Genomic DNA, 23,015 nt, shown 5'->3' on the forward strand with positions numbered 1-23,015 from the left:
CTCACGCCCGCCCAGCGAGCCGGGGTGGAACTCAGCGGGGAGGGTGCACACCGAACGCGGCGAGGCGCGCGGCGAGCACCTCGGGGGTGCGGATGTCGCCGAATCCGCTCCGGCACAGTCGCCACTGCGTCGTCCCGCGGATCCAGTCCTCGCGGCGCTTCTCGTCGAGCACCACCGACTCGGCGGAGCGACCGCCGCGCAGAGCGGCATCTCGGTACTTCACCTCGCCGTCGAACTCGAAGAAGGTCTTCACCTCGGCCAGCGCGATGTCGACGAAGAAGTCCGTACCGCGCGGTCCGGCGACGGGGACCTGAAGACTGATGTCGCGGAACCCGATGCGGTGCAACTGCAGCCGACTCACGCTCTCGCCGGGGAGTTCCGCGCGACCGTCGGCGAATTCGACGACCCACCGCGCCCGGCGGATGCCGCGCCGACCGGCAGCGCGATCGATGCGCTCTCGCAGGCGCTGACGCCACCGCTCCTGCGCTCCGGCGTCGAAGCGTCGAGAAGACATCACCTCCCGTCGCAAAGCCGCATCGGCGCACGCAACAGCCATCTCCAGGGGCGCGGTTCGCGCGACGTCGACGACGGTGCGATCGAGACTCGTGCACGAGATGCCGTCGACCACCACGACGTCCGTCGCCGGCAGCGCGTCGAGGTGACGGCGAAGGCCGGGGCGGCTGGATCCTCCGCTCTCGCCTGCCAGCGTCACCTCGACCTCGCGGTCGCGGAAGCGGTACTGCGGGAGTCCGTGGACCACCGCCGCCGACAGGTGCGAGACGACCGCAGACCCTCCGCGTGCGGACCACATGGCCGCATCGACGGCGACCCGATGCCGCTCAGCGGGACGCCGCCCGAGATACGCCACGCGATCGACGTAGACACCCGACTGAAGACGCAGCCAGCGACCTTCTCGTGATGCCGACGCAAGCTCGCGGGCGGTGACCCCGCGTAAGAGAAGATGCTCGCGGGTGTACATCGCGACTCCGTTGCTCCACCTCAGTTGCCCCGACCGCACGCAGCGATCCTCGGCCACTCGTTTGCGGCCCCGCTCCCCCGCCGCTCCCGTCCGTGGACAGCTCCCCTCGCATGCCGCCTGTGGAGGACACGTCACCTCCCCCGCTTCTCACCGATCGACATGACCCCCGTCCGCCGAGATGACCCTGGATGGCGGCGAAATCCGCGTCATCTCGCGCGATGCCGGTCGTCTCGCCGCCCGCTGCGCCGCGTCGCCGCCCGGCCGCCCGGCCACCGCGACCGCCCGCCCTACGACACCCGCGGCTCGGGCAGCAGTGCCTGCGTCATCCGCACGATGCGCGACGGGGTGCGCGCGCCGAGCCAGACCGTGCACACCGCATCGTCGCCGCACGCCCACTCGGCGCACCAGGCGTGGATGGCCTGCGCCAGACGCTCGCCGCGCGGGCGCAGCTCCCCCTCGAGCGAGCGGTCGAGCCAACTCACGCGCCCCTCCCCCGCGTCGATGACGCCGACCTGCTCCGAGCCGCACACCTCGACCACCACGGTGACGTGAGCGGCGGGCGAGAGGGCGGCGGCGATCCGGCGCATCTCGGGGATGTTCTGCGCGTCTCCGCCGAGCAGCACCGCACCCCCGAGGTCACTCCAGAGGCCGCCGTCGGGACGTCGCAGCGCCTCGGGCTTCGCGTTCATGCGATCAACTTAGGTCACCCTTACCTTGCAGGCAAGACCCGGATGCCGACGCGCCGGGGCTCGCATGCACTCCACGGCCGCGCGGGGTTAGGGTCGAACGCATGTCCCCCGAGCTCGTCGCCTCCCGGAGCGCCGACCTCGACGCCCGGATCGTCGCCGACTCGCGCGATCGGGTCTCGTGGATCCGAGCCCGCTCCCGCGGCATCACCGCCACCGACGTCGCGGCCCTCACGAGCGCCAACGCGATCTCGCGAGCGGCGGATGCCAAGCTCATGGGCTCGAGCTTCTCGGGCAACGCCTTCACGGCGCACGGCCGCCGCCGCGAACCCGAGATCGCCGCCTGGGTGGCCGCGACGCACGGCATCCGCCCCTCCTCGGCGCTCTATCACGCGGTCGTCGAGAAGCGGCATCTCGCGACCCCCGACGGCGTGGTCGTCGACGGCGAAGGACGCGTGATCCTCGCCGAGATCAAGACCACGAACAAGGCGTGGCGCTCGATCCCCAAGACCTATATGCGCCAGATCTGGTGGCAGCAGCACGTGCTCGGCGCCGAGCGCACGCTCGTGGCCTGGGAGCAGCACGACGGCTTCGTACCCCTGCACGATGAGCCGCGCTGCCAGTGGATCGAGCGCGACGAGCGCGAGATCGCCAAGCTCGTGGGCCTGGCCACCTCGCTCATCGACGAGCTGTACCGCCGCACCATGCAGGCGCGCCAACCGCGCCCCGAACCCGTGCGACCGGAACCCACGGACAGGTACCGCGCCCTCGCGCTCCTCGATTAATAGTTGACGCAAGTCAAGCAATAGGCGTATCGTTGACATCAGTCAACTAATCGCGCCATCGTCGTCGCGGCATCCGTCCCCCTTTCCGTGGAGCTCCGCATGACAGCCACTTCCTCGGACGCGCCCGCACAGCGGCGCGTCCTGCCGGCACTGATCGGCCTGCTGCTCGGCACCTTCGTGTCGATGCTCGCCTCGACCGTCGTCTCGACGTCGCTGCCCGTCATCGTGCACGACCTGTCGGGCGACCAGAACGCCTACACCTGGGTCATCACCGCGACCCTGCTCACCACCGCGATCTCGACCCCCGTCTGGGGCAAGCTCGCCGACCTGTTCAACCGCAAGGTGCTGATCCAGGTCGCCATCGCGATCTTCGTGCTCGCCACCGCGGCCGCCGGCTTCTCGCAGAACACCGAGATGCTCATCGCCTTCCGCGCGGTCCAGGGCCTCGGCGCCGGCGGTCTCGCCGCCCTCAGCCAGGTGATCATGGCCGACATCATCAGCCCGCGCGAACGCGGCCGGTACATGGGCCTCTTCGGCGCCGTGATGGCCGTCGCCACCGTCGGCGGTCCGCTTCTCGGCGGCGTCATCACCGACGCCTTCGGATGGCGCTGGAACTTCTTCGTCGCCCTCCCCTTCGCCGTCGCCGCTCTGCTCATCCAGCAGCGCACGCTGCACCTCCCGGCGCGCGCCAAGCGGAAGGTGAAGATCGACTACGTCGGCATCGTGCTGCTGTCCACCGCCGTCTCCCTGCTGCTGATCTGGGTCACCAATGCGGGGAACTCCTTCGAGTGGGCCAGCACCGAGACGATGCTCATGGTCGGCGGCGCCGTCGTCGCCGCGATCCTCTTCGTGGTCGTCGAGCTGCGCTCCTCCGAGCCCCTCGTGCCGCTCACCCTCTTCCGTGACGCCACCTTCACCCTGGCCACCATCGCCTCCATCGCGACGGGCCTGGCGATGTTCGGCACCTCGGTCTTCCTCAGCCAGTACATGCAGATGGCCCGCGGCGCCACCCCGACCGAGGCCGGCGTCATGACGATCCCCATGATCGGCGGGTTGCTGGTGTCCTCCATCGTGGTCGGTGCGCTCATCTCCCGCTTCGGGCACTGGAAGCCGTTCCTCATCGCCGGTGGCGTGCTGCTGATCGCGGGTTCGTTCCTGCTGTCGACCATCCACTACGACACCAACTTCGCCCTCGTCTCGCTGTACATGGCGCTGCTCGGGGCCGGCGTCGGCATGACGATGCAGAACCTCGTGCTGGTCGTGCAGAACACCGCCAACCCCACCCAGATGGGCGCTGCGAGTTCGGGCGTGACGTTCTTCCGCAGCCTCGGCGGCACGATCGGCGTCTCGGTGATGGGTGCGGCGCTGGCGAGCATGGCCACGAGCCTGTTCACCGACCGCGCCGACGACCTGAAGGCCGCGATCATGGGACTGGGCGCGAACGGCGCGTCGGTCGCCCAGTCGCTGCAGTCGGGGACGATCCCCCAGGTGTCCACCCTGCCCGAGAGCGTGCGCGTGATCGTCGAGGACATCTACGCCCAGTCGATCGCCCACTCGTTCCTCATCGCGGTGCCCGTCGCCGTGGTCAGCCTCATCGCCATCCTGTTCCTGCCGAACCGTCCGCTCACCCGCATGACGACCACGGAGCGGGTCGCCGCAAGCGAAGCCGACTTCGCCACCGTGTCGGTCCCCGAGGGCATGGCGACCCTCGCCGCGACCGGAACCGTGCCGACCCAGGATGCCGCGTCCTCGCGCCGCGCGCGGCGAGACGCCGGGATGGGAGAGGATGTCTGACGTGATGAGCGACGTGGACGATGACCGCCGAGAGGCCGTGCAGGCCCTGGAATCGTCGTTCTCGGAGCTCATGACCGTGTTCCGCCGCTTCGTCTCCGAGGCGGCGGAACGGGTCAGCCCCGGGATGCTGCCGGCCACGTTCAAGGCGCTGTCGGTGGTGAGCCGCTTCGGCCCACTGACGCTGTCCGCCCTGGCGGAGCGCCTCGCGGCCGACAAGGGCTTCCTCAGCCGCTCGATCACCGAGCTCGAGGAGCTCGGGCTCGTCACCCGCACGCCCGACCCGAACGACCGTCGCTCGCGCCTCATCGCGGTGACCGAGCTCGGGCACAGCCGTCTCGCCGACGCGCGGGCTCCCCATGAGAGCCGTCTGTTCGAGGCCATCGCGGACTGGTCGATCGGCGACATCCGCCACCTCTCGACGCTGCTGCACGCCCTCGCCGTCGGCGAGGTCCCCGCGCGGGACTGATCGCCCCGCGACCGGCCAGGTGCGCGACCGCGGGAGACCCGCGGCTTCGCGACACGGTGACCGAGGTGTAACACCGTCGAGACAATGGCGCGCTTGACTGTGGTGACCGCGGCGGAGCCGCTGCGGACACCGCCGCACGCGAGAGAGAGCGCCCGATGAGATTCAGATCGACGCGTCCCGAGGCCGCCCTCCAGCCCGTTCCCGCGGTGCCCGAGACGATGGATGCCGTCGTCCTCGACGAACCGGGATCGGCGCAGACCCTGCGCGTCGATCAGGTCGCCGTGCCCACGCCCGTGTTGAGCGAGGTGCTGATCCGTGTGGTCGCGGCCGGGGTGAACCCGATCGATGCGAAGACCCGAGCCGGGCGAGGGATGTCGTCGGCGATCTCGTCGTGGCCGGCCGTGCTCGGTTTCGACGTGAGCGGGGTCGTCGTGCGCACGCCCTTCGATGCCCACCCGTTCCCCGTCGGGACCGAGGTCTACGGGATGGCGGCGGTGCCGCGCACCCCGGGCACCTACGCGGAGTACGTCGTCGTCCCCACGCTCTCGCTCGCCCGCAAGCCCGTGTCCCTCTCCCACGTCGAGGCCGCGGGCGTGCCGCTCGCCGCCCTCACTGCCTGGGGGCTGGTCGTCGAGACCGCGCTCGCGCACCAGGGCCAGCGCATCCTCATCCATGCCGGCAGCGGGGGCGTGGGGCACTTCGCCGTGCAGTTCGCCGCCTATTTCGGCGCCCATGTCATCGCCACCGGGTCGCCGCGCAACCTCCCCTGGCTGCGGGAGCTGGGGGCGGCGGAGGTGGTCGACTACACCTCGACCCGTTTCGAAGACGTCGTCGACACCGTCGACGTGGTCATCGACCTGATCGGGAACGTGTCGGACGACACCGGAACCCGATCGCTCGAGGTGCTGCGTCCCGGCGGGCTGCTGATCGAGGTGCCGACCGGCGCGTGGCCCGAGTTCCGTGAAGCGGCGGCGGCGCGCGGCATCCGTTCCACCGACTTCAAGACCATCCCCGACGGGGGTGCTCTCGCCACGATCGGCCGACTGCTCGATTCCGGAGCCGTCCGCGTCTACATCGAGCGCGTGTTCGACCTCGCCGAGGCGGGCGAAGCGCACGAGACGGTCGAGCGCGGCCACACGCGGGGCAAGGTCGTGCTGCGCGTCAGCGACGACTGAGTCAGGGGCTCGCGAGACGGCGGCGGCCCTCCGCCACGATCTCGTCGGCGACGAGGTCGAGCAGCGACGAGGTCAGGTTCCACTGCTGCCAGAACAGCGGCACGTCGATCGCGTCGGCGGCGAGGCGCACGAGGGAGCCGTCCTCCAGCCCTGCGGCGGACTGGAACCCCGGCAGCAGTCCCCACCCCAGCCCGAGCTCGATGGCGGTCGCGAAGTCCTGCGACGCCGGAACGCGGTGCCGCGGCGGGTCTGCGGCGGCCACGCCCCGCCGCGCGAGCCACTGCGTCTGCAGATCGTCGCGGCGGTCGAAGTCGACCAGCGGTGCCTGCGCCAGGGCGTCGGCGTCCGCACCTCGCGGGAACCAGCGCGCGGCGAACGCGGTCGTCGCCACGGGTTCGTAGCGCAGGATGCCGAGGGGGCGCACGCGGCAGCCCGCCACCGGCGCCTCGCGCGACGTCACGGCCGCCATGACCGTGCCCGATTCGAGCAGCCCCGCGGTGAAGTCCTGATCGTCGCGATGCAGGTCGAACACGACCGCGTGCTGCGCCGCGACGCGGGCCAGGGGCGGGAGGAACCACGTCGCGAGCGAGTCCGCGTTGACCGCGAGCGGCAGGGAGGCGGTGGCTCCGTCGTCGGCCCCGATCGCGGCGAGGGCGTCGTGTTCGAGCAGCGCCAGCTGGCGCGCCAGCCGCACGATCGCGTCGCCCGCTTCCGTCGTGCGGACGGGCTTGGATCGCACGAGCACGACCCGTCCCACGCGGTCTTCGAGCGCCCGCACGCGCTGACTCACGGCGGACGGGGTGATGTGCAGACGACGGGCGGCGGCATCCAAGGTGCCCTCCTCGACGACGACGGCCAGCGTCCGGGCGAGATCCAGCGGAATCGACATGAAGGAATGCTAATGCTCCTCCAGAATCCTGAGCTGGTCTTGTCAGTACGCCGGGCCTAGCGTCGGAACGTGCTCACCTCCCTCCTCGCCGGCCTCGGTCTCGGCTTCTCGCTCATCGTCGCCATCGGAGCGCAGAACCTCTTCGTGCTGCGCCAGGGCGTGCGGCGGGAGCACCTGCCGGCGGTGGTCGCCGTGTGCGCCGCTTCCGACGCCGTGCTGATCGTGCTGGGCGTGTCGGGCATCGGCCTCGTGCTGCAGGCGGTGCCCTGGCTGCTCGCCGTCGTGCGATGGGCGGGCGCGGCCTTCCTGCTCGGATACGCCGTGCTCGCCGCGCGCCGAGCGCTGCGCCCGAGCGGGGAGACGCTGCGCGTCGACACCGCGGCATCCCCGGCGATCCCGGATGCCGGCGGCACAGCGCTGCGGACGCGGACGACCCTCACAGCGACGCTGCTGACGTGCCTCGCGCTCACATGGCTCAACCCCCACGTCTACCTGGACACCGTGTTCCTGCTCGGCTCGGTCGCTTCCACGCACGGGGACGGCCGCTGGGCGTTCGCCGCCGGCGCGTGCCTGGCGAGCCTCGCGTGGTTCACCGCGCTGGGATTCGGTGCGCGCTACCTCGGCCGCTGGCTCGACACACCGCGGGCCTGGCGGATCCTCGACGCGCTGATCGCGGTGGTCATGATCGCCATCGCGATCTCGCTCGTGCTGACGCACTGACCGGTGGCGGCGCCGCCGCGGGGTCGATGCGCGGCATCCCGGGCTTCACGGCCGGGCGATCCTCGGTCTCGGAGCACGTACGCGCGTTCGGGGCGGGTCACCCGCCCTGAAGCCGGAGCGGCGCCCCGGACCTCCCGCATCCCCACCTCCGACGCGAGGACAATGGGTGGATGCGAACAGTGACCATCACCGTGACCGGCCGCGTCCAGGGTGTCGGCTTCCGCTACGCCCTGCGCGCCGAGGCGGAGCGGCTCGGGACGCGCGGATGGGTGCGCAATCGCCGTGACGGCACGGTCGAGGCGCTCGTCGCGGGCGACCCCGACGCGGTCGAGGGTGTCATCGCGTGGGCGCACGACGGCCCGCCCTCCGCCCGGGTCGCCGATGTCGACGTGCTCGAGACCGGCGGCGCGGATGAGATCCCCGCCGCGTTCGAGATCCGCGACACCGTCTAGGCGGGGAGCCCTGCCCGCAGCTCAGCGAGCACGTCACGGGCGTCCCCGCCGCTCAGTCGGGGAGCCCTGCCCGCAGCTCAGCGAGCACGTCACGGGCGTCGTCGAAGCGGCTGAGGGCCGCGGCCTGACCGGCCCACAACGACACCAGGTCCGCATCGCCGGACGCGGTCGCCGCCGCCCGGAAGACCCCCGTGAGCCAGTTCTGCGCCGGGAAGGGGGCGATCATGCCCGCCGTCTCGATCTCGCGCATCGCGCGGTTCGGGATCCCCCGCGCCAGGCGTCCGCTCATCGCCCGGGTCAGTCGCGTGTCGGTGTCGGCAGCCGTGGAGATCGCGGCGCGGTGACCGGCGGTCGCGGCGGATTGACGCGTGCGCAGGAAGCTCGTCCCGACCTGCACGCCCTCGGCGCCGAGGGCGAACGCGGCCGCGACGCCGCGGCGATCGGCGATCCCGCCGGCCGAGATGACCGGGACCGACACGGCATCGACGACCTGGGGCACGAGGGCGAAGGTCCCCACGAGGGACTCCGACGGGTCTGCGAGGAACGAGACCCGGTGCCCTCCCGCCTCGGCGCCCGTCGCCACGATCGCCGCGACCCCCGCCTCCTCGAGCGCGCGGGCCTCCGCGACGGAGGTGGCCGTGCCGATCACGACGATGCCCCGCTCGCGGGCACGGTCGAGGGTGTTCGCATCCGGCACCCCGAAGACGACGCTCACCACATCCGGCCGCGCGTCGAGGACCGCGTCGATCTGCGCGTCGATCGGCGGGAGGAAGGAGTCGGGCGGGGTGGGCACGGCCACTCCCGCCGCATCGAACAGGGGCCGGGCGGCATCCAGGAAGGGCTGCACGTCCACGTCGAGCGGAGTCACCTCGTCGCCCCGTGGCATCCACAGGTTCACCGCGACGGGGCGCGCGGTCGCTGCGCGCAGTGCCGAGACCGTCTCCCGGATGCGGGCGGGCGGGTAGCCGTAGAGCCCGAACGAACCGAGGCCTCCCCCGTCGCTCACCGCCGCCGTCAGCTCGACCGACGAGAGTCCTCCGAAGGGACCGAGGACGATCGGCACGTCGATGCCGAGGAGGCGCTGCAGGCGGTTCATCCTCTCAGCGTGCCACGCCTCATGATCACGCGCAGCGGACGGATGCCGCCGGCTCAGGCGGGGTCGGGCCCGTCGAGCGGCCGGAGCAGACGGTCGAGGAACCGCCGCGTGCGCTCCTTCTCCGGCCGCGTGAAGAGCGTCGCGGGCGCCCCGCGCTCCACGATGACGCCGTCGTCGAAGAACAGCACCTCGTCGGCCACCTCGCGGGCGAAGCCCAGCTCGTGCGTGACGATCACCATCGTCCACCCCTCGTTCGCGAGCTCCCGCAGCACCGTGAGCACCTCGCCGACCAGCTCGGGGTCGAGGGCGCTGGTGGGCTCGTCGAACAGCAGCAGGTCGGGCTGCAGCGCGAGCGCGCGGACGATCCCGACGCGCTGCTGCTGGCCGCCCGACAGCTCCGCGGGGTACGCGTCGCGCTTCTCGGCGAGGCCGACGCGCGCGAGCAGGCGCTCGGCGTTCGCGACGGCCTCCGCCTTCGGCACCCCGTGCGCCTGCACGGGGCCCTCGATGACGTTCTGGATGACGGTCAGGTGAGGGAAGAGGTTGTGGTGCTGGAAGACCATCGCCGAGCGGTCGCGAAGCGCGGCCCGGTCGCTTTTCGCCACCTTCCGGGCGAAGTCGACCGACGGCCCGCCGTCGAACGCCACGACACCGGCATCGGGGGTCTCGAGGCCGTTGAGGCAGCGCAGCACGGTCGTCTTGCCGGAGCCGGACGGGCCGATCAGCACGAGGACGTCGCCGCGGCGCACCTCGAGGTCGACGCCGTCGAGCACGCGGTTCGCGCCGAAGCTCTTCTGCAGTCCCGTCGCACTCAACAGCGGGGTGTCAGTGGGCGACATGGCGGTCCAACCTCTTCTCGAGGGCGTTCTGCCCGAACGACAGCACAAGGCAGAACAGCCAGTAGATGAGCGCCGCCTCGAGGTAGACGGCCATGAATTCGTACGAGAACGCCGCGATGTTCTGCGCCTGACGGAACAGCTCCGTGACGAGGATCAGGGATGCCAGCGAGCTGTCCTTCACGAGCGAGATGAAGGTGTTGGACAGCGGCGGCACCGACACGCGGGCGGCCTGCGGCAGGATGATGCGCGTCAGCGTCTTGCGCGGCGACAGCCCGACGGTGTGAGCAGCCTCCCACTGCCCGCGCGGCACGGAGAGGATCGCGGCGCGGATCACCTCGGCCGCGTAGCCGCCGACGTTCAGCGAGAACGCGATCACGGCGGCCGGGAACGGATCGATCACCACGCCGACCGCGGGCAGACCGTAGAAGATCACGAACAGCTGCACCAGCAACGGCGTGCCGCGGATGATCGAGATGTAGAAGCGGGCCACACCCGACAACACGACGTTCGGCGACAGGCGCAGCAGGGCCATCAGGAGCGCGATCACGAGACCGATCGCGAAGGAGGCCAACGACAGCGGGATCGTGCCCGTGATCCCGGCCAGCAGCATCGGCCAGAACGAGTCGAGCAGCAACGTCCACAGGTCGTTCATGAGCCTCCTTCTTCTCTCGGACCCGCGTCACACGCGGGAACGGATCATCCGCTTCTCACGCTAGAGGGTGAGAAGCGGATGATCCGCGGGGTTTACAGCGCGCGCACGCGCCGTGCGCTCACTGGGTGACGTCGGCGCCGAAGTACTTCTCGCTGATCTGCGTCAGCGTGCCGTCGGCGCGCAGCTCCTCGAGCGCCGTGTCGACGGCCTCCGCGAGCGCGTCCTGACCCTTCTTGAAGGCGAACGCGCTCTCCGAGGTGTCCTCGGTCTCGGCCGCGATCTTCAGGCCCGTCGGGCTGTTCGTCTTCTCGTAGTCGAGGTAGGTGAGCTGGTCGTTGACCGTGGCATCCACGCGGCCCTGCTTGAGGAGGGCGACCGCCTGGGCCCAGCCTTCGACGGCCTCGACCTGGGCGCCGCTGGAGGTGGCGAGCTCGTACCAGTTGCTGGTGAGCGACTGCGCGGTGGTCTTCCCCGACAGGTCGGCGAAGCTCGAGATGGCGTTGTCGTCCTCAGTGGTCACCACGACGCCGCGCGAGACGGTGTAGGGCGCGCTGAAGGTGTACTTCTCCTGACGCTCCGGGTTGATCGTCACCTGATTCGCGATGACGTCGAAACGTCCGGCATCCAAGCCCGCGAAGATGGCATCCCACTGGGTCTCCTGGAACTTCACCTGGAGGCCGAGCTTGTCGGCGACGGCCGTGGCGATCTCGACGTCGAAGCCGGTGAGCTCCCCCGCCCCCTCGTGGTACGAGAAGGGACGGTAGGTGCCCTCGGTGGCGACGGTCAGCGTGCCGCCCGAGACGAGGTCGTACTCGGAGCCCGCGTCGGACGACGCGCTCGAGGTGGCTCCCCCGCTGCAGGCGGTCAGCGCGAGGGCGCTCAGGCCCAGGGTGGCGGCGAGGACGGTCAGACGACGACGGGGCATAGCTGTTCCAGACATGTGTGGTGTGGGAATGACGTTCGTGTGGCGCGGTGCAGGACGGCCGCGACCCTCCAGCACAACACGTCGAGGCGCGAACCTCTTCCCGGATGACGCCGTGTTGCACGTCCGTGCACGGCTCGCACGCAGAAGCCCCGCCGGCACGGGGCGCGGCGGGGCTTCTGTGAGACGAACGTCAGACGATGGCGTTGACGTCCAGCGGGATGCCGGGACCGAAGGTGGTCGAGACGGCGCCCTTCTGGATGTAACGGCCCTTCGAGCTGGACGGCTTGAGGCGGACGATCTCCTCGAGCGCCGCCTTCAGGTTCTCGTCGAGCTGCTCGGCCGAGAACGACGCCTTGCCCACCACGAAGTGGATGTTGGCGTGCTTGTCGACGCGGAACTCGATCTTTCCGCCCTTGATCTCCTCGACGGCCTTGGCCGGGTTGGGGGTCACGGTGCCGGTCTTGGGGTTCGGCATGAGGCCGCGGGGTCCGAGGACCTTACCGAGGCGACCGACCTGGCCCATGAGCTCGGGCGTGGCGACGGCCGCGTCGAACGCGGTGTAACCGCCGGCGACCTTCTCGATGAGCTCGGTGCCACCGACCTCGTCGGCGCCGGCGGCGAGGGCCGCCTCGGCCGCGGGGCCGTTGGCGAAGACGATGACGCGCGCGGTCTTACCCGTGCCGTGGGGCAGGATGACCGTGCCGCGGACCATCTGGTCGGCCTTACGGGGGTCGACCGAGAGCTTCAGCGCGACCTCGACGGTCGAGTCGAACTTCTTCGAGCCGGTCTCCTTCGCGAGGGCGACGGCCTCGGTCGGGGTGTAGAACGTGTCGGCCGCGATCTTCTCAGCAGCGGCGCGGAATGCCTTGGACTTGGTAGCCATTGTTATCTCCCTCAGTCCTCGACCGTGATGCCCATGGAACGGGCGGTGCCGGCGATGATCTTCGACGCGGCCTCGATGTCGTTCGCGTTCAGGTCGGGCTGCTTCGTGGTGGCGATCTCGCGGACCTGGTCCTTGGTGAGCTTGCCCACCTTGACCGTGTGGGGCGTCGACGAGCCCTTCGCGAGGCCGGCGGCCTTCTTGATGAGCTCTGCTGCCGGGGGCGTCTTCAGGATGAACGTGAAGCTGCGGTCCTCGTAGACGGTGATCTCGACGGGGATGACGTTGCCGCGCTGGGCCTCGGTCGCCGCGTTGTACGCCTTGCAGAACTCCATGATGTTGACGCCGTGCTGACCGAGCGCCGGACCGATCGGCGGCGCGGGGTTGGCCGCGCCCGCCTTGATCTGGAGCTTGATCAGGCCGGTCACCTTTTTCTTGGGTGCCATATCCTTTTCCTCTCTCGAGCGGGACCCTCGCGGTTCCCTCTCTCCCGCCCGCCCGGCGGTTCCGGGCAGCGGTCGTCGCACGCGCAGACGCACGCAACCTCCTCATCATACGCGATGCCGCCGCCTGCGGCATCCCGCGCCCTGCTCCCCGCCGCCCCTCCTCGATAAACGCCGTTCGTGTCGAGACACGGTGTGGCGACGCGTGTCTCGACATGGACGGCGTTTATCGGCGAAGGGCGCCCGGGTTATGCACACCCGGTCACCGCGGGCGGCCCGTTTGCGCCACCCTCGGCGAATGGATGCCGATCCTCCCGCCTTCCGTGGCGCGCCCCTCCCTCTGTTCGCCGCGGCCGCGACGCCCTCCCCCGGGTCGCACCCGTCGCGCGACCCCCACATGCACCGCATCCGGCCGGGGGTGTACACGGAACGGGCCGGATGGGGGGAGCTGCCGCCGTGGAACAGATATCTCCTGCGCGTGCACGCTTTCCGCATCGTCAACCCCGAGGCGGTGTTCTCGCACGAGTCGGCGGCCGCTCTGCACGGCCTGCCCACCTTCGGTCACCCCCGGCACATCCACCTCTTCGACGGGCGGCGCGAACGCTCGCTGGCCTACGGCGACGTGCGCGTGCACACGAGCGCCGACCGTCGCCGCACCGTCGAGCAAGACGGCCTCCGATGCTCTCTCCTCGCCGACGTCGTGGTGGACCTCGCGCGCGTCCTGCCGCCCGCGTTCGCACTGGCGGTCGCGGATGCCGCCCTCCGGACCGGGACGGTCACCTCGAGCGAACTGCTCGACCTCGCCGCAGCCCAGCGCAACCCGCGCGGTCGGAGGAGGGTCGATTGGGTCCTGGCCCGCGGCGATCAACGGTCGGAGTCCGTGGGTGAGTCGCTGAGCCGAGCGGTCATCGAGTGGTGCGGGTTCCCCGCCGCCGACCTGCAAACCGAGCATCGTGTCGGGGGCCGCGCCTACCGGTCGGATTTCTGCTGGCCGGAGCACCGCGTCATCGGCGAGTTCGACGGCTGGATGAAGTACGACCGTCACGACCCGGATGCCGCCGCCACAGCCGTCCGGGCTGAGAAGACCCGCGAGGACGCACTGCGGCGGGCGGGGTGGCGGATCGCGCGCTGGGACTACGGCGGTGCGCTGAGGGTCGACGGCCTTCGCGAGGCGTTGAAGGCGGCGGGCTTGCCCGTGGTCGCGCGGGTCGACGGGCGCAACGTGCGCGGCGTCGGACTGAACCCGCGTTCCGAGTGACCATGCTCGGGCGATAAACGCCGAGCGTGCCGATACACGGTGGGGCGCCGCGTGTCTGAGCACGGACGGCGTTTATCGAGCCGTCTCGTCCCGGATGCGGCGACCGGGCACGCCGTGCGACGGTGCGGAGATGCGGGCGTGCGGAGGCGCGGGCGTGCGACGGCGCGCGGTGATAAACGCCGTTCATGCTGAGACACGGTGCGACGCAGCGTGTCTCGGCACCGACGGCGTTTATTGGGAAGGAAGCGGCGGCGCGGGCGCCGGAACGGCGAACGCCCCGCCGGACGGAACCGGGCGGGGCGTTCGCGAGACGCGCAGGGCGCGCGTCAGACCATCTTGGTGACCTGGTCGAACGACAGCTCGACGGGGGTCTCGCGCTCGAAGAGGGAGACGAGCACGGTGAGCTTGCCGCTCTCGGGCTTGATCTCGCTGATCGTTCCGGGCAGACCCGCGAACGAGCCCTCCTTGATCGTGATCGTCTCTCCGGCCTCGAAGTCGACCTCGGCGGGGATGACGCGCTGGGCGGTCGGGGCGCCCTTGGCGGCACCGGCCTTGGCCGGAGCGGACTCCTTGACCTCGACAAGGCTCTTCAGCATGTTGAAGGCCTCCTCGAAGCGCAGCGGCGTCGGGTTGTGGGCGTTGCCCACGAAGCCGGTGACACCGGGGGTGTGACGCACGACCGACCAGGTGTCTTCGTTGAGGTCCATGCGCACCAGCACGTAGCCGGGGATGCGCACGCGGTTGACCATCTTGCGCTGGCCGTTCTTGATCTCGACGACGTCCTCCATCGGGACCTCGACCTGGTAGATGTCGTCCTCGACCTCGAGCGTCGACTTGCGCTGCTCGATGTTGGCCTTCACCTTGCGCTCGAAGCCCGCGTACGAGTGGATGACGTACCACTTGCCCGGGAGCATGCGCAGCTCGGTGCGGAACGCCTCGTACGGGTCGACGTCCTCGTCATCGGCGGCGTCCAGGTCTTCCGGCGCCTCGGCGGCGTCGGCCGGCGACTCCTCCGCCTCGACCTCGTCGACGACGGATGCCGCGGCGGAGACCTCGTCGACGAAGTCCTCGTCGAGGACGGGAGCGTCGGGCTCGCCATTGACGTCGGGGCCGTCGTACGGCGCGACCTCGTCTGCGGCTTCGGCGGCCTCTTCGGCCTGCTCTTCCGCGAGGGAGTCGGTCAGCACCTCGGCGGCGGCCTCGGCCTCGCTGGTCTCGTCGATCTCGAGAGCGTCGTTCACGATCGCGTCCGCCTCCGGGTCGGTGATGTCGATGTCGCCCAGGTCGGCATCGTCGGTGTCGGTCTCGTCGTCGACGATGTGGACGGCGGTGTGCTCGGCGGAGTCGGAGGCGCGCTCCTGGGACGCGAGCACGTTGCCCTCCTGGGCTTCGTCATCCTCGCTCGACTGCTCGGCGGCCGTCGCCCAATCGGCGTCGTCGACATATCTTTCAGACACTGTGATCTCTTCCGTTCAGTGGCGGCCGCTCTCGGCGCCGCGCGTCCGCCCAGACGCCGGTCAGGCGCCGGCGGTACCGGGGACGCCGAAGACGGCGGTGGTGATCCACACGAACAACACGTCGAGGCCGTAGACGATCGCCATCATGACGACGACGAACCCGAGGACGACGGCGGTGAACTTGAACAGTTCCTGCCGCGTCGGAGTGACGACCTTGCGGAGTTCCGCGAAGACCTGACGAATGAAGAGAGCGATCCGCGCGAAGAAGTTGAGCTTCTTCTCGCGGGGCGCGCCGCGGTCTGCGACGACCTCGCCCTTCGCCTCGTCTTGCGTCATCGAACCACCCAGGTCTCTGTCTGTGCCAGCGTGCGCTGTGCGCAGGGCGGACAGGAATCGAACCTGCAACCTGCGGTTTTGGAGACCGCTGCTCTGCCAATTGAGCTACCGCCCTAAGATCCCGAAGGATCCAGGATGCGAAACCGGCGCGCTTCCGCCTGGTATCTCTCGGGGAGGGATGCCGCGTACCCGAGGGCACGGCGAAAGATTGCAGATTTCGACTGCACTCCCCAGTCTATGTCATGTCCCCCGGTGAGGCGAACCGGGCCGGTGCCGGCGGGGCGGAGTCGTCCTGCGGTCCGCCCTGGCCCGCGACGCCCGTCGCCCCGGTTCCCCGACTCCGCCCCCGCTGTCGAACGCCCGGAAACGCGGAATCCCCCGGACCCCGTCGAGCGGGTCCGGGGGATTCGCGAGCGGCCGGATCAGACCGTGCGGATCAGCTTCTTGTTCACGAACTCGTCGGCCGCGAGCAGGCCCATCTCGCGCGAGGTGCCGCTGCGCTTGACACCGCCGAACGGCAGCTCGGGAGAGTCGGCCAGCACGACGTTGATGTAGACCATCCCGGCCTCGATCTTGTCGGCGATGCGCTCGGCCTGCGCGGCATCCGTCGTGAAGACGTAGGAGCCGAGACCGTACCCGGTGTCGTTGGCCAGGGTGACCGCCTCGTCCTCGCTCGAGACGCGGTAGACGACACCGACGGGGCCGAAGAACTCCTCGCCGTAGGCGTCCATGTCCTTCGTGACGCCCGTGAGGACGGTGCCGGGGTAGAAGGCGCCGTCGCGCGTGCCGCCCACCTCGACGGTGGCACCCTGCGCCACGGCGCGCTGCACCTGCTCGTCGAGGCGTTCGGCCGCGGTGAGCGATGACAGCGGACCCAGCACCGTGTCGTCGGCGAACGGGTCGCCGACCTTGGCCTCACCCAGGGCGGCGGTGAACTTCGACACGAACCCGTCGTAGAGGTCGTCGGCGACGATGAAGCGCTTCGCGGCGTTGCACGACTGCCCGTTGTTGTCGAGGCGGGCGTCGACGGCGGCCTGGACGGCGGCATCGAGGTCATCGGTGGAGAGCAGGATGAAGGGGTCGGACCCGCCCAGCTCGAGTGCGACCTTCTTGAGGTTGCGGCCGGCGATCTCGGCGACGGCGGCGCCGGCGCGCTCCGATCCGGTCACCGAGACGCCCTGCACGCGGCGGTCGGCGATGATGGTCGCCGCCTGGTCGTTGGTCGCGCGGATGTTGACGTAGGCGCCCTCGGGCAGACCCGCGTCGCGGTAGATCGCCTGCAGCGCCTCGGCGGACTCGGGGCACTGGGGAGCGTGCTTGAGCAGGATGGTGTTGCCCACCGCGAGGTTGGGCGCCGCGAACCGGGCCACCTGGTAGTACGGGAAGTTCCAGGGCATGATGCCCAGCAGCACGCCCAGCGGCGAGCGGCGGATGACCGCGGTGCCCTCGCCCAGGATGTCGAGCGGGGTGTCGCCGGTGATCTTGTCGATGTTGTCGGCGTAGTACTCGGTGATGTCGGCGGCGAAGTCGACCTCACCCTCGGCGGCGGCCAGGGGCTTGCCCATCTCGCGCACGATGATCGCGGCGAGCTCGTCGCGGCGCTCGCGGTGGAGCTCCGCCACGCGGCGGATCGCAGCGGCGCGTTCGGCCGGAGCGGTGCGCGACCACATGCCGTACCCGTCGTGGGCGGAGGCGATGGCGGCCTCCACCGCGTCGTCGGTCAGGGTGTCGTACTCGGCGAGGGTCTCGCCGGTGGCGGGATTGACGACGGCGTAGTCGCTCATCGGGCTGCTCCTTTTCGTTTCGTTGTCAGATGGTGCGGTCGGATGCCGGGGTCAGATCGCGCGCCGGCGGCGGGCGCTGGCGGGCGCTTCCCGTCCCAGGGTCTCACCGCGGAAGAAGGCGGGGCTCGCGATGCGCTGGGCGATCATCAGCACCACCCCCACGACGATGATCACGACGGTGATGACGAACACGAGGCCGACGCCGCCGATCTGCGAGCCCGAGCCGTAATCGGGGCTCGCGCTGTCGATGAGGGTCGTGACGAACAGCACGGCCAGGATGACGCCGCCCACCAGCGGCGCGAGGAGGGTGAGGAAGACGTTGCGCACCGAGTCGAACCACTGCTTGCGGAAGTACCAGACGCACGCGAACGCGGTCAGGCCGTAATAGAAGCAGATCATCGCGCCGAGGGCGGTGATGGTGTCGGTCAACACGTTCTCGCTCAGCACACGCATGATCGCGTAGAACGCCGAGGCGACGATCGCCGACACGATCGTGGCGTAGCCCGGGGTGAAGAACCGCGGGCTGACCTTGGCGAACTTGCGCGGCAGCGCGTCATAGTGCGCCATCGCGAGGAGCGTACGGGCGGGGCCGACGAAGGTCGCCTGGAGGGAGGATGCCGAGCTGGTCAGCACCGCGAGCGACACGAGGAAGGCGAGGGGGCCGAGGATGGGCCCCGAGAGGTGGAAGAAGACGTTCTCCTGGATGTCCTCGTTGCCCAGGCCCAGCTCGCCCGTGCCGTTGCCGGCGAACATCAGCAGAGCGACCGCGATGAGCAGGTACAGCGCCACGATGAGGAACACCGTCACGGTGGCCGCGCGGCCCGGCGTCTTGTCGGGGTCCTTGGTCTCCTCGTTCATGGTGAGGATGACGTCCCACCCCCAGAAGATGAAGATCGACAGCGAGAGCCCGGCGGCGAACGCGCTGAACGAGTCGACCTCGAACGGATTGAACCACGACGCCTGAACGGGGCTGGCGTCGAAGGCGTTGCCGTTCATCATCTCGACCACGGCCGCTCCGGCGAAGACGAGCAGCACGAGGATCTGGAACCCCACCAGGCCGTACTGCAGGCGCTGGGTGGTCTGCAGATCGCGGTACGACACGATCGTGGCGAGCAGCATGAACAGCAGGCACACGGCCACGTTGACGGGCACGATGCGCGTGATCTCGGCGATCTCCGGATTGCCGCTGATCTGCGCGATGAGCAGGAAGAGGAAGTCGACCGCGATACCGGCCAGGTTCGACAGCACGATGACCGTGGCCGCGACCAGCCCCCACCCGGCCATCCAGCCGACCCAGGGTCCGAAGGCGCGGGCCGCCCAGGTGAACGAGGTGCCGGCATCCGGCATCCGGGAATTCAGCTCCCGATAGCCGAGCGCCACCAGGAGCATCGGGATGAAGCCGACGAGGATGATCGCGGGAACCTGGAAGCCCACGGCCGAGACCGTCGGGCCGAGGGCGCCGGTGAGGGTGTAGGCGGGGGCGATGGTCGAGATGCCGATGACGACGGCGCCGATCATGCCGATGGATCCGACGCGCAGGCCCTTGTTCGAGATGCCGGTGGTGACGGCGCTGTCGGGTGCGGGGCTCGCTCCGTTGCGAGAGGTGGTCATCAGGAGGCCTCCGAGGTGCGGGGCACCACGATCATGGGGACGGGCAGGGCGCGGAGGATGCGTCCTGCGGTGGAGCCGAGGAACAGGCGTCGCGGCTGAGCGAGGCGGCTCGAGCCGACGAGCGCGATCTCGCCCGGCTGCCACTCGATGCGCGACACCGCGTCTTCGATGTCGCTGCCGGTGCCGACGACCGCCTCGGCGGCGATCCCGGCGGGCAGATCCGCGCGGACGGACTCGAGCACGCTCTCGGCGTGGGCGTGTCCCGTCAGACGAGTCAGCGACGCGTCGACGCGATCGGGGAGATCGACACCGGCGAGCGAGAGGAGCCGCACGGGTGCTTTCGCCCGGCGGGAGACGCCCACCGCGGTGTCGAGCAGCAGGTCAGCGCCGGGGCGGGTGCCGATGGCGGCGGTGACGCGCGGCAGACCCACCGACGGGTCGACGTCGCGCGCGCCCTCGGGAGCGAGCGCCACCGGGACGGGCGCCGAGTGCACCAGCTCCTCGGCGGTCGTACCGAGTCGGTGCCGTCCGCGCGGACCGCCCCCGCCGGTGCCGACGACGATCAGGCCCGCACCGAACTCCTCCGCGGCCGCGACCAGACCGTCGGAGACGTCGTGCGCGTAGCGCACGTGTCCCCGGATGCCGGCCGGGTCGCCGATGCGCGCGAGGGCGTCGCGCAGCCACCCGCGCGCCGTGTCCTCGACCAGACGGTCGTAGGACGCGGCCGTCGGGATGGAGACGTTGCCCTGCGGGGACGGCAGCACGACGACGACGTGGACGGAGGTGCCGAGGGCTGCGCCGAGGCGGGCGCCCAGCGCGAGGGCGTCGGCACCCGCGTCGGTCGCCGTGTAGCCGACGACGACGCGGTCGCCGCTCATCCGCGCGTCCGCTCGAGGATCTCGTCGGCGGCGCGGTGACCCTGGCGGATCGCCCCGTCGACGTGCTGGTAGCCGGCGCCCGCCATGTCGCTGCACGCGAGGTGGATCGCCCCGACGGGCCGGCGCAGGTCGGCGCCGTAGCGCTGCAGGCCGCCGAGGTCGAAGCTCGCCGCGTACGCGCCGCGGGTCCACTCCTCGGTACCCCAGTCGCTCTCGTAGTAGACCTCGGGGTTCTTGGCCTCGGGGCCGTAATAGCGCGCGAGCGAGTCGAGGATGCGCTCCTTGCGTTCCTCGGGGCTCAGACGGAAGAGGTCGTCGGCGTTCTGGTCCGACACGAACCCGACCAGGGTGCCGCGCTCGTCGCCGTGGTTGGTGTTGTCGTACGCCTCGTGGCACAGCTCGTACGGGCTGAACGCGGTGCCCGACAGGCCCTGCTCGCGCCAGAACGGGCGGTCGTAGACGGCGTGCACCTTGATGACGAAGCCCATCGAGATGTGCTGGTGCATCTGGTGCTGCAGACGCGGCAGGGGCGGCTCGAACGAGATGCGCGAGTACAGCACCGGCGCGAGGGCGAGCACGGCGAGGCGGGCTCGGACGGTGACGCCGTCGGCGATCACCGTGACCCCCGAGGAGGACGAGGCCGCGGCCTCGACGCGCGCGGTGAGGGCGCGCAGGTCGTCCACCCGTCGACCCGTGTCCGCGGCGGCGGGGCGGTCGGACGGCGCCGACTCGTCGCCCCAGATGATGCGGCGGACCGGCTGGTTGAGGAGCACGTCGTCGCCCAGGCGCTCGGCGAGCAGCTCGGGAACCTGCTGGAGACCGCCGGTCACGCGCTTGTCAAGGATGAAGTCGGCGTCGACGAGGTGCGAGTACGAGCCGGCGGATGCCGCCATGAGCAGCGACTGCAGCAGGGAGAACGTGTGCGTCGGCTTGGTGAGCATCGCCGAGCCCGTCGCGAAGGCGAGGTTGCGCACGGCTTCGTCGTCGTCGGTCTGCTCGCGCAGCCACGCGTCCCACGAGATCTTGTCCCACTCGGCGGCCTGCGGGTGCTCCCACGGCTTGTCGGGATCGATCTCGGCGACCATGGCATCCAGGCGCGCGGTGATCTCGTCGATGACCTTCTCGGTCTCGGGTGCCACGGGGAACATCTCGCCCGTGAAGCGCTTCGCCTCGCCGTCGGCACCGACGTAGACGCTGTCGCCCTCGCGGTAGCGGCTGTAGGTCGACAGGCCGAGGTCGGCCACGGTGTCGATCAGCGCGGTCTGGTCGGGCGAGACCCACTGGCCGCCGAGCTCGAGCATCGCGCCGTCGATGACGTCGGTCCACAGGCGTCCGCCCACACGATCGCGCGCCTCGAGCACGACGACCGACAGGCCGGCCTTGCGCAGGTCGTTGGCCGCGGTGAGACCGGCGGCGCCGGCCCCGATCACGACCACGTCGCGGGTGATGTCATCCATGGGAGCTTCCTTCGTTGTGTCGTTCACGTCTTCGTGGATGGCCCCGACGGCGGCGGGCTCTCGGGTCGACCGCCGCCGCCGGGACGGGTGTCAGCTACGGGCGAGGGCGGCCGCGACCACGTCGAGGCCCTCGTTCAGCAGGTCGTCGTCGATCGACAGCGGCGGGAGGAACCGGATGACGTTGCCGTACGTTCCGCACGTGAGCACGATCACACCCTCGGCGATCGCCGCTTTCGCCACCGCGGACGTCAGCGCGGCGTCGGGTGCGCCGGTGGGGGGATCGACGAACTCGACGGCGATCATCGCGCCGTGTCCGCGGACGTCGCCGATGCGCGGGTCGTTCTGCTGCAGCGCGTGCAGGCGGTCTTTCAGCAGGACGCCGATCTCGCGGGCGCGCTCGACGAAGCCCTCGTTCTCGAAGGCGTCGATGGATGCGAGAGCCGCGGCGCACGCGATCGGGTTGCCGCCGTAGGTTCCGCCGAGCCCGCCCGTGTGGGTGGCATCCATGATCTCGGCACGGCCCGTGACGGCCGCGAGCGGCAGTCCGCCCGCGATGCCCTTGGCGGTGGTGACGAGGTCGGGGACGATGCCGAAGTGCTCGCTCGCGAACATCGCGCCGGTGCGCGCGAAGCCCGACTGCACCTCGTCGGCGATGAAGACGACGCCGTTGTCTCGGCACCAGTCGACGATCGCGTTGAGGAAGCCGTCGGCGGGGACGATGAAGCCGCCCTCGCCCTGGATGGGCTCGATGATGACGGCGGCGAGGTTCTCTGCACCGACCTGCTTCTCGATGACCGAGATCGCCTTCGCCGCGGCCTCGGGGCCGGTCAGTCCGTCGCGGAAGGGGTACGACAGCGGGGCGCGGTAGACCTCCGCGGCGAAGGGTCCGAACCCGCTCTTGTAGGGCATGTTCTTCGCCGTGAGCGCCATGGTCAGGTTGGTGCGACCGTGGTAGCCGTGGTCGAACGCGACGACCGCCTGACGCTTGGTGTACTTGCGGGCGATCTTGACGGCGTTCTCGACGGCCTCGGCCCCCGAGTTGAACAGCGCGCTCTTCTTGGCGTGGTCGCCGGGGGTGAGACGGTTGAGCGCCTCGGCCACCGACACGTACGAGTCGTACGGCGAGATCATGAAGCACGTGTGGGTGAAGGCGGCGACCTGCTCCTGCACGGCCTTCACGACCGCCGGGTGGGCGTTGCCGACGCTCGTGACGGCGATGCCCGAGCCGAGGTCGATGAGCGAGTTGCCGTCGGCGTCGACGACGACTCCGCCGCCGGCGGCGACCGCCTGGATCGGGACGGTGTGGCCGACACCGGATGCCACGGCGGCGGCCTTTCGCTCCAGCAGTTCCTGCGAACGCGGGCCGGGGATGGCGGTGACGATGCGGCGCTCCTGGGCGAGGGACGGACCGCCGACGAGAGGAAGGGTGTCGAGGCTCATGGCGGCGATGCTA

Annotated in this window: 23 protein-coding genes and 1 tRNA gene; 7 read left to right on the forward strand and 17 right to left on the reverse strand. The window is 70.4% G+C overall.

Annotation, left to right across the window (positions count from 1 at the left end):
- Positions 1 to 31: 31 nt before the first annotated feature.
- Both AB0230_RS08270 and AB0230_RS08275 read right to left on the reverse strand, forming a co-directional pair.
- Complete coding sequence (locus AB0230_RS08270; protein WP_366375087.1) at positions 32 to 811, reverse strand: hypothetical protein; 780 nt, start codon at positions 809 to 811, stop codon at positions 32 to 34.
- A 455-nt stretch (positions 812 to 1,266) separates the two neighbouring features.
- A complete protein-coding gene (locus AB0230_RS08275; RefSeq protein WP_366375089.1) occupies positions 1,267 to 1,668 on the reverse strand; it encodes a hypothetical protein in 402 nt (133 codons plus the stop codon).
- A gap of 101 nt (positions 1,669 to 1,769) precedes the next feature.
- Here AB0230_RS08275 and AB0230_RS08280 point away from each other — a divergent pair, with 101 nt between their 5' ends.
- The 4 genes from AB0230_RS08280 to AB0230_RS08295 all read left to right on the forward strand — a co-directional run bounded on the left by AB0230_RS08280 (position 1,770) and on the right by AB0230_RS08295 (position 5,885).
- Complete coding sequence (locus AB0230_RS08280; protein ID WP_315995007.1) at positions 1,770 to 2,450, forward strand: YqaJ viral recombinase family protein; 681 nt, start codon at positions 1,770 to 1,772, stop codon at positions 2,448 to 2,450.
- Positions 2,451 to 2,549: 99 nt separating this feature from the next.
- On the forward strand, positions 2,550 to 4,244 hold the full coding sequence (locus tag AB0230_RS08285) for an MDR family MFS transporter (RefSeq protein WP_363390284.1): 1,695 nt from the start codon (positions 2,550 to 2,552) through the stop codon (positions 4,242 to 4,244).
- Between the two features lie 4 nt (positions 4,245 to 4,248).
- Entirely contained in the window at positions 4,249 to 4,710 is a 462-nt protein-coding gene (locus AB0230_RS08290; protein WP_315995009.1) for a MarR family transcriptional regulator, read from the forward strand.
- 155 nt (positions 4,711 to 4,865) lie between these two features.
- Positions 4,866 to 5,885 (forward strand): NADP-dependent oxidoreductase, encoded by a 1,020-nt coding sequence (locus tag AB0230_RS08295; RefSeq protein ID WP_363390289.1) that lies wholly within the window; start codon positions 4,866 to 4,868, stop codon positions 5,883 to 5,885.
- A gap of 1 nt (position 5,886) precedes the next feature.
- Here AB0230_RS08295 and AB0230_RS08300 read toward each other — a convergent pair whose 3' ends face one another.
- On the reverse strand, positions 5,887 to 6,774 hold the full coding sequence (locus AB0230_RS08300) for a LysR family transcriptional regulator ArgP (RefSeq protein WP_315995010.1): 888 nt from the start codon (positions 6,772 to 6,774) through the stop codon (positions 5,887 to 5,889).
- A gap of 69 nt (positions 6,775 to 6,843) precedes the next feature.
- On the opposite strand from AB0230_RS08300, the gene AB0230_RS08305 reads away from it, so the two are divergent.
- Positions 6,844 to 7,494, forward strand: coding sequence for a LysE/ArgO family amino acid transporter (locus AB0230_RS08305; RefSeq protein WP_366375093.1), 651 nt, complete (start codon positions 6,844 to 6,846; stop codon positions 7,492 to 7,494).
- Positions 7,495 to 7,664: 170 nt separating this feature from the next.
- Positions 7,665 to 7,946 (forward strand): acylphosphatase, encoded by a 282-nt coding sequence (locus AB0230_RS08310; RefSeq protein ID WP_366375095.1) that lies wholly within the window; start codon positions 7,665 to 7,667, stop codon positions 7,944 to 7,946.
- Between the two features lie 52 nt (positions 7,947 to 7,998).
- On the opposite strand, the gene AB0230_RS08315 is transcribed toward AB0230_RS08310, so the two are convergent.
- The 6 genes from AB0230_RS08315 to rplK form a co-directional block, all read right to left on the reverse strand.
- The gene (locus tag AB0230_RS08315) at positions 7,999 to 9,042 is read right to left on the reverse strand and encodes a nitronate monooxygenase (RefSeq protein ID WP_366375097.1); all 1,044 of its coding nucleotides are present in this window, start codon (positions 9,040 to 9,042) and stop codon (positions 7,999 to 8,001) included.
- Between the two features lie 53 nt (positions 9,043 to 9,095).
- Positions 9,096 to 9,881 (reverse strand): amino acid ABC transporter ATP-binding protein, encoded by a 786-nt coding sequence (locus AB0230_RS08320; protein ID WP_315995014.1) that lies wholly within the window; start codon positions 9,879 to 9,881, stop codon positions 9,096 to 9,098.
- Positions 9,868 to 10,533, reverse strand: a complete 666-nt coding sequence (locus tag AB0230_RS08325) for an amino acid ABC transporter permease (protein ID WP_363578366.1) — start codon at positions 10,531 to 10,533, stop codon at positions 9,868 to 9,870. Before AB0230_RS08325 ends, AB0230_RS08320 begins: the two co-directional genes overlap by 14 nt.
- A gap of 118 nt (positions 10,534 to 10,651) precedes the next feature.
- Entirely contained in the window at positions 10,652 to 11,458 is an 807-nt protein-coding gene (locus AB0230_RS08330; protein WP_315995016.1) for an amino acid ABC transporter substrate-binding protein, read from the reverse strand.
- Positions 11,459 to 11,648: 190 nt separating this feature from the next.
- A complete protein-coding gene (rplA, locus tag AB0230_RS08335; RefSeq protein ID WP_315995017.1) occupies positions 11,649 to 12,341 on the reverse strand; it encodes a 50S ribosomal protein L1 in 693 nt (230 codons plus the stop codon).
- A gap of 11 nt (positions 12,342 to 12,352) precedes the next feature.
- A complete protein-coding gene (gene rplK / locus AB0230_RS08340; protein WP_013585556.1) occupies positions 12,353 to 12,784 on the reverse strand; it encodes a 50S ribosomal protein L11 in 432 nt (143 codons plus the stop codon).
- A gap of 295 nt (positions 12,785 to 13,079) precedes the next feature.
- Between rplK and AB0230_RS08345 the strand changes: the two genes are divergently transcribed.
- Positions 13,080 to 14,039: a hypothetical protein gene (locus AB0230_RS08345; RefSeq protein WP_366375101.1), complete on the forward strand. Its 960-nt coding sequence runs from the start codon at positions 13,080 to 13,082 to the stop codon at positions 14,037 to 14,039.
- A 326-nt stretch (positions 14,040 to 14,365) separates the two neighbouring features.
- On the opposite strand, the gene nusG is transcribed toward AB0230_RS08345, so the two are convergent.
- The 8 genes from nusG to gabT form a co-directional block, all read right to left on the reverse strand.
- Positions 14,366 to 15,496, reverse strand: a complete 1,131-nt coding sequence (gene nusG, locus AB0230_RS08350) for a transcription termination/antitermination protein NusG (protein ID WP_315995019.1) — start codon at positions 15,494 to 15,496, stop codon at positions 14,366 to 14,368.
- 60 nt (positions 15,497 to 15,556) lie between these two features.
- A complete protein-coding gene (gene secE / locus AB0230_RS08355; protein WP_076677209.1) occupies positions 15,557 to 15,832 on the reverse strand; it encodes a preprotein translocase subunit SecE in 276 nt (91 codons plus the stop codon).
- Positions 15,833 to 15,874: 42 nt separating this feature from the next.
- A tRNA-Trp gene (locus tag AB0230_RS08360) sits at positions 15,875 to 15,947 on the reverse strand.
- A gap of 307 nt (positions 15,948 to 16,254) precedes the next feature.
- Positions 16,255 to 17,616 carry an NAD-dependent succinate-semialdehyde dehydrogenase gene (locus tag AB0230_RS08365; protein ID WP_366375103.1) on the reverse strand — a complete coding sequence of 454 codons (1,362 nt, stop codon included), beginning with the start codon at positions 17,614 to 17,616 and terminating at the stop codon, positions 16,255 to 16,257.
- 51 nt (positions 17,617 to 17,667) lie between these two features.
- A complete protein-coding gene (locus AB0230_RS08370) occupies positions 17,668 to 19,227 on the reverse strand; it encodes an APC family permease (protein WP_315995021.1) in 1,560 nt (519 codons plus the stop codon).
- Complete coding sequence (locus AB0230_RS08375) at positions 19,227 to 20,105, reverse strand: universal stress protein (RefSeq protein ID WP_315995022.1); 879 nt, start codon at positions 20,103 to 20,105, stop codon at positions 19,227 to 19,229. The genes AB0230_RS08370 and AB0230_RS08375 overlap by 1 nt, the downstream gene beginning before the upstream one ends.
- Positions 20,102 to 21,562: an NAD(P)/FAD-dependent oxidoreductase gene (locus AB0230_RS08380; protein ID WP_366375105.1), complete on the reverse strand. Its 1,461-nt coding sequence runs from the start codon at positions 21,560 to 21,562 to the stop codon at positions 20,102 to 20,104. Before AB0230_RS08380 ends, AB0230_RS08375 begins: the two co-directional genes overlap by 4 nt.
- A gap of 90 nt (positions 21,563 to 21,652) precedes the next feature.
- Complete coding sequence (gene gabT / locus AB0230_RS08385; RefSeq protein ID WP_366375107.1) at positions 21,653 to 23,002, reverse strand: 4-aminobutyrate--2-oxoglutarate transaminase; 1,350 nt, start codon at positions 23,000 to 23,002, stop codon at positions 21,653 to 21,655.
- Positions 23,003 to 23,015: the final 13 nt, after the last annotated feature.

Origin of the sequence: Microbacterium sp. NPDC089190 (assembly GCF_040701795.1) — a bacterium.
Lineage (GTDB): Bacteria > Actinomycetota > Actinomycetes > Actinomycetales > Microbacteriaceae > Microbacterium > Microbacterium galbum.